Consider the following 5,091-nt stretch of genomic DNA (forward strand, 5'->3'; position numbering starts at 1 on the left):
ACAGGAGCAATCCACGGCTGCGCATGGTCAACGCCCCGGGCCGAGGCCTTCGACCAGGGTCACGCCGGGCGCGGCGCGCAGCGCCTCGCGGATCCTGGAGGCACGCGCGGACGGCACGCTGAGGATCCAGGCGCCGGCGGCAGTCGGCCCGTCCACCACGCGCGCCTCGCAGGCCTGCAGCAGCTGGCGCATGCGCGCTTCCTTGAGCTGCGGATCGAACACCACCACCAGCTGTTCCTGCGCCATGGGCGCGACGCCCAGCGTGTGGTAGGCGGCCGGCGGCGGCTGGCTGGCGCGCAGCAGCGCGAGGCCCAGCGCCAGCGCGAGCACCGCCTGCGCGGCGACCACCCATTGCAGCCACGGGCGTCGCCGCCCGCCATGGTTTGCGCCCGTGGCGGGACCGAGCCGCCGCCGCAGGCGTCGCAGCGCGCGGGCGGTATCGGCGGCGGGGGCCGGCTCCTCTCTCCTTGCGGACCGCAGCGACTGCAGCCAGGCCAGTTCGCGCTGGCATGCGGCGCAATCGCCCAGGTGCTGCTCGACCCACGCGCGCTCCTCGCTCTCGAGCGTGCCGTTGGCGAGCCAGGGCAGCAGCCGGTCCGCTTCCGCGTGGACGGTTCCTTCGAAGCGCAGCACTCGACCGCTCATATCGCTTCCTCCTGCGTCAGCGCCAGCAGCGTCTTCAGCTTGCGGCGCGCGTAGAACATCCGCGTCTTCACCGTGTCGACCGGGCAGCCCATGATCTGCGCGATCTCCCGGCAGGCGTAGCCGAGGTAGTAGGTCAGCTCGATCACCGCGCGCTGCTCGGCCGAAAGCCCGGCCAGCGCGTCGCCCAGATAGCGGTGCAGCTCCTGCTGCTGCCGTTCCGCGTCCGGACCGGGTGCCGTGGCGCTGGCGTCGCGCCGTTCGTCCAGCGCGACGGTCTCCTCGTCGTGCCGCAGCGCCTTGAGCGTCTGCCGGTAGGCGATCGCGAAGATCCAGGTGGAGACCTTCGCCTCGTGGTTGTAGGTGTGCGCCTTGCGCCACACCACCATCATGGTGTCGTCGAGCACCTCGTCGGCCAGCGCCGATTGCCGCGTCATGCCGCCGATGAAGCGCCTCAGCCGCGGCCGGTAGACGCGATAGAGCGCTTCGAAGGCGTCCATGTCCTCGTCGGCGACGCGATCGAGCAGGGCCAGGTCGTCCTGCGGCGGGTCGTCGCCGCCGGTGCCCGGGTTCCAATGGATGCTGCGCATGGCGTTCTCGCTGTGGCCGCTCGCGCCGTGGATGCCTGCGGCGGCGAATCCGGTTCAATGGCGCCGCCATGAACCGCCTGCCGCGGCGCGGGTATAGACCGGCTCGCGCGGTGGGTGGCGGCAACGATACGCCGGCCCTGGCGTCCGAATGTCGAGGAAGCGTTTCCCAGCGCGCGATGCCGGCAGCGATGCGTTCGCTGCCGGCGGCGCCGTCGCAGGCACGTGCCTGATCGATGCGGCGGCCCTGGTTCCCATCCTGCAGGAGTTCGATCATGAAGCTGGCTTCTCTATCCACCTCGCGCCTGTGCGCTGCGCTCGCACTGGTCCTCACCGTCGCCGCGGCGCCGCTTGCGCACGCTGACGGCTACAAGCAACACAACCTGGTGTCCGACGGCTTCATGCCGGCCGACCATGTCGATGCCCATCTGGTCAACGCCTGGGGCATTGCGTTCAACCCGTATGGCCCGGTATGGGTGGCCAACAACGGCAGCGGAACATCCACCGTCTACAACGGCGCCGGCATGGCGCTGCCGCTGGTGGTGCAGATTCCCACGCCCACGGCGGCCACCGGCGGAAACCCCACCGGCATCGTCTACAACGGTTCGACCGATTTCATGGTCGGCTCCGGCGCGATGGCCAGCCCGGCCCGCTTCATCTTCGACACCGAGGACGGCGTGATCGCGGCGTGGTCGCCCACCGTCAACGCGACCCACGCCATGCGCATGGTCAGCGCCAACGCGGTCTACAAGGGTCTGGCCTTGAGCGCCTGCGGCGTAGGCAGCAGGCTCTACGCGACGGACTTCAACCACGCCAAGGTCGATGTGTACGACACCCACTTCAAGCGGATGTCGATGGCTCCGGGCGCGTTCACCGACATGGCGATCCCGCGCGGCTTCGCGCCGTTCGGCATCCAGGCGATCCATGGCGACATCTACGTGACCTATGCCAAGCAGGACGCGGCCCATCACGACGATGTGAAAGGCGTCGGCCTGGGCTATGTGGACGTCTATACGCCCACCGGCGAGCTGATCGGTCGGATCGCCTCGAAGGGGCCGCTGAACGCGCCCTGGGGCCTGGCGCTGGCGCCGGCCGGCTTCGGCAAGGCCGGCAATACCCTGCTGGTGGGCAATTTCGGTGACGGCGGCATCAACGCCTACGAGCCGGTGTTCCACAACCTGCTGGGCGGCCTGCGCGATACGAGCGGCAAGCCGATCCACATCGATGGCTTGTGGGGGCTGGCGTTCGGCAACGGCTATGCCGGGCAGTCGGTCGATACGCTGTACTTCACCGCCGGTCCCGGCGGCGAGGCGCACGGCCTGTATGGCCGGTTGCAGGCGAACGAGAGCTATGGCCACTGACGGCCAGCTGGGCACGATGCTCGCGCACGGCAGGGACGCCGCGCGCGAGCGCATCGCCACGCAGCGGCTGGCACCCGGCGCCAGACCAGTGCCGCGCGTGGTGGCGCCCTATCCGGCCAGCGTGCGCTGGCTGCATTGGCTGACCGTGGCGCTGGTGCTTGCAGCGGTCGCCCTGGGTTTCCTGCGCGTCGAGGTGGTCAGCCATGCCTGGCGGCTGTGGCTGCTGGATGCGCATCGCACGGTCGGCCTGCTGATATTCGGCGTGACCGTGCTGCGGCTGCTGCTGCGGCTGGGCCTGCCGATCGCGCCGACGCCGCTGCCGCGGCTGGTCGGCTGGATCGTGCGCGCCACCCACGCGGCGCTGTACCTGCTGCTGCTGGGCATGCCGCTGCTGGGCGTGCTGATGAGCAATGCGCGCAGCGGTTCCACGCGCCTGTTCAAGGCGCTGCCGCTGCCGGTGCTGATGCCGGAGAACGAGGGCTGGGCCGACCGCCTGCAAGGCCTGCACCTCGTGGGCGGCTGGATCCTGATCGGCCTGGTCGGGCTGCACGCCTCGGCGGCGCTGTTCCATCACTACGTGCTCAAGGACGGCGTGCTCGGCCGCATGTTGCCGCAGGCCCGGCGCATGCCGCGGACAACCTGACATCCGGAGGACGAGATGAAGGCTTCCGGCATGGCAAGGGCGATCACGCTGCTCGCCGGCATCCTCGGCATGGCGTGGACCAGCGTGGCGTGCGCAGTGCCCGCGTATTCCCGGCAGACCGGGCAGGAATGCGCGGCTTGCCATATGGGCGCCTATGGGCCGCAGCTGACGCCCTACGGCGTCCGCTTCAAGCTGGGCGGCTACGTGGATTCGGACGAGCAGGGCGGCAAGCTGCCGCTGTCCGCGGCGCTGATCGCCTCGTTCACGCACACCGCCGAAAACCAGGCCCGGGCGCCGACCGCTTCGACCAAGGTCAACGACAACGCGGTGATCGACCAGGCCTCGCTCTATGTGGCCGGCCGGCTCGCCGCCAACCTGGGCACGTTCACCCAGATCACCTACGACGGCGCCGAGCGCAAGGCGATGCTCGACATGCTCGACCTGCGCTATGCCAGTAGCCTGGACCTTTCGGGCAAAGAGCTGGTGCTGGGTCTGGTACTGGACAACAACCCCACCCTGCAGGATCCATTCAACAGCTCGCCAGCGTGGAGTTTCCCGTACGTGCAGTCCTCGGTGGCGTTCGAGCCCGGCGCGGCCACGCTGATCAACGGCGGGCTGGAACAGCGGGTGCTCGGGCTGAGCGGCTATCTGTTCTGGAACAAGTCGCTGTACGTGGAACTGGGCAGCTACCGCAGCCTTTCCCCCGCCATGCAGGCCCGGCTCGGCCTCGGGCGCGAAGAGGATCCGGGCCGCCTTGGCAGCGGCACGCTGTACTGGCGCATTGCCTGGACCAAGGACTACAAGCGGCACGCCTTCCACGTCGGCGCGATCGGCCTGAACGCGAGCCTGCAGCCGGACCGGGGCCAACCCGCGCGCAACGACTACCGCGACGTGGGCCTGGATGCAGGCTACGAATACCTGGGCAATCGCCGGCACATGGTCTCGGTGTACGCAAGCTACATCCACGAGCGGCAGACACGCGGCGCGCTGCTCGCCAGCGGTGGCGCGGCCCGGCTGCACGGACGCGTGGACGAGTTCAAGCTGGCCCTCTCCTACGACCTGCGGGAAACCTGGGACGTGACGCTGGCCCGCTTCGACGAGCGCGGCAGCCGCGATGCCATGCTCTATGGTGACGGCTACACCGGCGGGCGACCGGATACCGCCGGCACCATCGCGCAGGTCGACTGGACGCCCTGGGGCAAGGAGGGCTCCTGGCATGAACCCTGGGCCAACCTGCGCCTGGGCCTGCAATACACGCGCTACGACAGGTTCAACGGCGCGCGCCGCAACTACGACGGCCAGGGCCGCAACGCCCGCGACAACGATACGTGGCTGCTGTTCCTGGAGGCCGCGTTGTGAAGGCAGGCTGCGCGCTCGCCTGCCTGCTGCTGGCCGCGGCGCTGCCCTGCCTCGCCGACGGGGCCGCCGAACGCGGCAAGGACGTCTATGCGTCCGAATGCTCCGACTGCCACAGCGTGCAGCCGCAGAAGAACAAGAAAGGGCCGACCCTGTTCGGCATCGTGGGTCGACGCTCGGCGAGCGTGCCGGGCTTTCGCTACTCCGACGTGATGCGCAACAGCGGCATCACCTGGACGCCCGAGCAACTGCGCCGCTACATCGCCGCGCCCAAGCAGGTGATCCCCCACGACCGCATGAAGTACGACGGGCTCAGCGACGCCGGCGACCTAGACGACCTGATGGGCTACCTGCAGACGCTGCATTGAGCTTCAACGCGCCGGCAGTGCGAATGCGCCGGGCAGCAGCGTGGCGATCGTGGTGTGCTGGATTTCGCCGGCAAGGTTGCCCAGCAGCACCGGCATGTCGCCGTCGCACAGCTCGGCCATGACCTGCCGGCAGG

At 69.5% G+C, this 5,091-nt stretch carries 6 protein-coding genes and 1 pseudogene; 4 read left to right on the forward strand and 3 right to left on the reverse strand.

Going from position 1 to position 5,091, the window contains the following annotated elements:
- Positions 1 to 27: 27 nt before the first annotated feature.
- Both HOQ08_RS14520 and HOQ08_RS14525 read right to left on the reverse strand, forming a co-directional pair.
- Positions 28 to 645 (reverse strand): zf-HC2 domain-containing protein, encoded by a 618-nt coding sequence (locus tag HOQ08_RS14520; RefSeq protein WP_291196428.1) that lies wholly within the window; start codon positions 643 to 645, stop codon positions 28 to 30.
- Complete coding sequence (locus tag HOQ08_RS14525) at positions 642 to 1,232, reverse strand: RNA polymerase sigma factor (protein ID WP_291196431.1); 591 nt, start codon at positions 1,230 to 1,232, stop codon at positions 642 to 644. The genes HOQ08_RS14520 and HOQ08_RS14525 overlap by 4 nt, the downstream gene beginning before the upstream one ends.
- 272 nt (positions 1,233 to 1,504) lie before the next feature.
- Here HOQ08_RS14525 and HOQ08_RS14530 point away from each other — a divergent pair, with 272 nt between their 5' ends.
- Genes HOQ08_RS14530 through HOQ08_RS14545 form a run of 4 tightly spaced genes read left to right on the forward strand, consistent with a single transcriptional unit; the run spans position 1,505 to position 4,957 of the window.
- A complete protein-coding gene (locus HOQ08_RS14530) occupies positions 1,505 to 2,590 on the forward strand; it encodes a TIGR03118 family protein (RefSeq protein ID WP_291196434.1) in 1,086 nt (361 codons plus the stop codon).
- Positions 2,580 to 3,233 carry a cytochrome b/b6 domain-containing protein gene (locus HOQ08_RS14535; RefSeq protein WP_291196437.1) on the forward strand — a complete coding sequence of 218 codons (654 nt, stop codon included), beginning with the start codon at positions 2,580 to 2,582 and terminating at the stop codon, positions 3,231 to 3,233. Before HOQ08_RS14530 ends, HOQ08_RS14535 begins: the two co-directional genes overlap by 11 nt.
- A gap of 30 nt (positions 3,234 to 3,263) precedes the next feature.
- Entirely contained in the window at positions 3,264 to 4,592 is a 1,329-nt protein-coding gene (locus HOQ08_RS14540; RefSeq protein WP_291196440.1) for a cytochrome C, read from the forward strand.
- Positions 4,589 to 4,957 carry a c-type cytochrome gene (locus HOQ08_RS14545; protein ID WP_291196443.1) on the forward strand — a complete coding sequence of 123 codons (369 nt, stop codon included), beginning with the start codon at positions 4,589 to 4,591 and terminating at the stop codon, positions 4,955 to 4,957. Before HOQ08_RS14540 ends, HOQ08_RS14545 begins: the two co-directional genes overlap by 4 nt.
- A 3-nt stretch (positions 4,958 to 4,960) precedes the next feature.
- Here the strand turns inward: HOQ08_RS14545 and HOQ08_RS14550 are convergent.
- A pseudogene (locus HOQ08_RS14550) lies at positions 4,961 to 5,091 on the reverse strand (cytidine deaminase); the annotation flags it as partial.

The organism is Frateuria sp. (genome assembly GCF_013362045.1).
Lineage (GTDB): Bacteria > Pseudomonadota > Gammaproteobacteria > Xanthomonadales > Rhodanobacteraceae > Frateuria_A.

Bases quoted from the DNA above. Each gene is read 5' to 3' on its own strand.
- HOQ08_RS14520 (WP_291196428.1), bottom strand. From the start codon at position 645: ATGAGCGGTCGAGTGCTGCGCTTCGAAGGAACCGTCCACGCGGAAGCG.
- HOQ08_RS14525 (WP_291196431.1), bottom strand. From the start codon at position 1,232: ATGCGCAGCATCCATTGGAACCCGGGCACCGGCGGCGACGACCCGCCG.
- HOQ08_RS14530 (WP_291196434.1), top strand. From the start codon at position 1,505: ATGAAGCTGGCTTCTCTATCCACCTCGCGCCTGTGCGCTGCGCTCGCA.
- HOQ08_RS14535 (WP_291196437.1), top strand. From the start codon at position 2,580: ATGGCCACTGACGGCCAGCTGGGCACGATGCTCGCGCACGGCAGGGAC.
- HOQ08_RS14540 (WP_291196440.1), top strand. From the start codon at position 3,264: ATGGCAAGGGCGATCACGCTGCTCGCCGGCATCCTCGGCATGGCGTGG.